This window comes from Shewanella sp. 11B5, assembly GCF_002836795.1.
Lineage (GTDB): Bacteria > Pseudomonadota > Gammaproteobacteria > Enterobacterales > Shewanellaceae > Shewanella > Shewanella frigidimarina.
On sequence record NZ_PJAP01000942.1, the window covers coordinates 1 to 3015 of the forward strand.

Annotated in this window: 3 protein-coding genes; all 3 read left to right on the top strand. The window is 45.0% G+C overall.

What is annotated here, in order from left to right; translation table 11 throughout:
* Positions 1–682, top strand: a 682-nt coding sequence (gene prpB, locus CXF78_RS18560; RefSeq protein ID WP_102037586.1) for a methylisocitrate lyase, incomplete at its 5' end; no start/stop codon positions are given.
* 104 nt (positions 683–786) lie between these two features.
* Positions 787–1911, top strand: a complete 1125-nt coding sequence (gene prpC, locus CXF78_RS18565; protein ID WP_102037587.1) for a bifunctional 2-methylcitrate synthase/citrate synthase — start codon at positions 787–789, stop codon at positions 1909–1911.
* A gap of 87 nt (positions 1912–1998) precedes the next feature.
* The coding region (locus CXF78_RS18570; RefSeq protein WP_257984946.1) for an aconitase family protein at positions 1999–3015 on the top strand (1017 nt) is incomplete at its 3' end.

The window sequence follows — 3015 nt, forward strand, 5'->3', positions numbered from 1 at the left end:
AGATGTGCAGCGAATTACTTCAGCCTGTGATTTACCTTTGCTGGTGGATATTGATACGGGTTGGGGCGGGGCATTTAACATTGCCAAGACCATTCGTGACATGGAAAAGGCCGGTGCTGCAGCGGTCCACATGGAAGACCAAGTGGCGCAAAAGCGTTGTGGTCATCGACCAAATAAAGAAATTGTCCCAGTAGAAGAAATGGTAGACCGTATTAAAGCGGCGGTTGATGCCCGTACCGACCCAGATTTTTTCATTATGGCGCGCACAGACTCGTTTGCTCAAGAAGGGTTAGAAGCCGCTATCGAGCGTGCTAAAGCGTACGTGGCAGCGGGTGCTGACGGTATTTTTGCTGAAGCAATTAAAACAGAAGAGCATTACCGCGCCTTTGCTGAAGCATTAGATGTGCCTATTTTGGCTAACATTACTGAGTTTGGCCAAACTGAATTATGGAATAAGCAACAATTAGGCGAGTGGGGCGCGGCAATGGTGTTGTACCCATTGAGTGCATTCCGTGCAATGAACAAAGCGGCTGAAAATGTTTACAGTGCTATTTTAACTGATGGCGACCAAAAAGCAGTGGTAGATACCATGCAAACTCGTATGGATTTATACGACTATTTGGGTTATCACGATTATGAACAAAAATTAGACAGCTTATTTGCCGAAGGCAAAAATAAATAACGGCCTCAGTACGACAGCAAGACTCGATTACAACTAAAATAACAATACCCTACAATCACGATTTAGCATGGCTAAATCGTGAAAAGCATAAGAAGGAAGATATCATGGTAGACAAGAAATTATCAGGCGCAGGATTACGCGGTCAGAGTGCTGGCGAAACAAAATTATGTACAGTCGGTAAATCAGGTTCGGGCCTAACGTACTGCGGTTACGATGTCTCTGATTTAGCCGATAACGCTACCTTTGAAGAAGTCGCTTATTTATTATTTAACGGCGAGTTACCAAACCAGGCTCAGCTAACTGCATATAAAGCAGAATTGAAAGCGCAGCGTGATTTACCTGATGCACTAAAAGCGGTATTAAAATTAATTCCTGCTGATGCTCATCCAATGGATGTTATGCGTACTGGTTGCTCGTTTTTAGGTAACCTTGAGCCAGAAGTCGATTTTACTCAGCAACACAAAGCGTCGAACCGCTTATTAGCCGCATTTCCGGCCATCATGTGTTTTTGGTACCGTTACACTCATGACGGTGTGGAAATTGATTGCACCACAGATGAAGATTCTCTGGGTGGACATTTTCTTAAACTGCTTCGCGGTGAAACACCGTCAGCGCAACATCGCCGTGTAATGGATGTGTCGTTAATTTTGTATGCAGAGCATGAGTTCAACGCATCAACCTTTACCGCGCGTGTATGTGCTTCAACATTATCGGATATGTATTCTTGTGTTACTGGTGCGATTGGTTCATTACGTGGCCCGCTGCACGGTGGTGCTAATGAAGCGGCGATGGACATGATCCAAAAGTTCAGCTCGCCAGCCGATGCTAAAGTACAAATGGCATTGATGTTAGAACGCAAAGAAAAAATCATGGGCTTTGGTCATGCTATTTATAGCGAGTCTGATCCACGTAATGTGATTATTAAGAAGTGGTCTGAAAAGCTGGCTCACGAAAACGGTGATACCTCGCTATATGACATTTCTGTCGCGTGTGAAGAGTTTATGTGGGACACCAAAAAGTTATTCTGTAACGCAGACTTCTTCCATGCCTCTGCTTATCATTTTATGGGTATTCCAACTAAGTTATTTACGCCAATTTTTGTCTGTTCACGTTTAACCGGTTGGGCGGCACATGTAATGGAGCAGCGATCGAACAACCGCATTATTCGTCCAAGTGCAGATTATGTGGGCAGTGAGCCTCGTAAAGTGGCGCTTATTAGCCAACGTTAATCAGCATGCCGAGTCTTATTATGATGACTCGGCTTTTTTCGATATAGATTAGCGCTTATTCCTTTCATGTTTATTGTGGATGAAGTTATGAATACTCAATACCGTAAAGCCTTACCTGGCACCCAATTAGATTATTTTGACACCCAAGAGGCTGTTGATGCGATTGAGCCTGGTGCCTATGCCAAACTACCTTATTGTTCTCGTGTGTTTGCCGAGAACCTAGTTCGTCGTTGTTCGCCTCACATGCTTACTGATTCGCTAAAGCAGCTGATTGAGCGCAAAAGTGACCTCGATTTTCCGTGGTATCCGGCCCGCGTGGTTTGTCATGATATTTTAGGTCAAACTGCATTAGTCGACTTAGCAGGCCTGCGTGATGCGATTGCTGAAAAAGGTGGCGACCCCTCAAAAGTGAACCCAGTAGTACCGACTCAATTGATTGTCGATCACTCGCTGGCTGTAGAGCATGCTGGTTTTGAAAAAGACGCGTTTGAGAGAAACCGCGCCATTGAAGACCGCCGCAATGAAGACCGTTTCCATTTCATCAATTGGACCAAAACGGCATTTAAAAACGTTGATGTTATCCAACCGGGTAACGGCATCATGCATCAAATTAACTTAGAGCGTATGTCGCCTGTAGTACATTCGCTAAATGGTGTCGCGTTTCCTGACACATTGGTAGGTACCGACAGCCATACACCTCATGTAGATGCATTAGGTGTTATTGCCATTGGTGTGGGCGGCTTAGAAGCTGAAAGCGTCATGCTCGGCCGTGCATCTTATATGCGTTTACCAGAAATTGTCGGTGTTGAAGTAACGGGTAAACCGCAACCTGGTATTACCGCTACCGATATAGTGCTGGCGTTAACGGAATACTTACGTGCGCAAAAAGTGGTGTCATCGTATCTTGAGTTTTATGGCGAAGGTACCACCCATTTAACCCTTGGCGATCGCGCTACTATTACTAATATGACGCCTGAATACGGCGCTACCGCGGCGATGTTTTATATCGATAGACAAACTATCGATTATCTAACGTTAACTGGCCGTGACGACGCGCAAGTTAAACTAGTTGAAACCTATGCCAAGCAAGCGGGTTTATGGGCT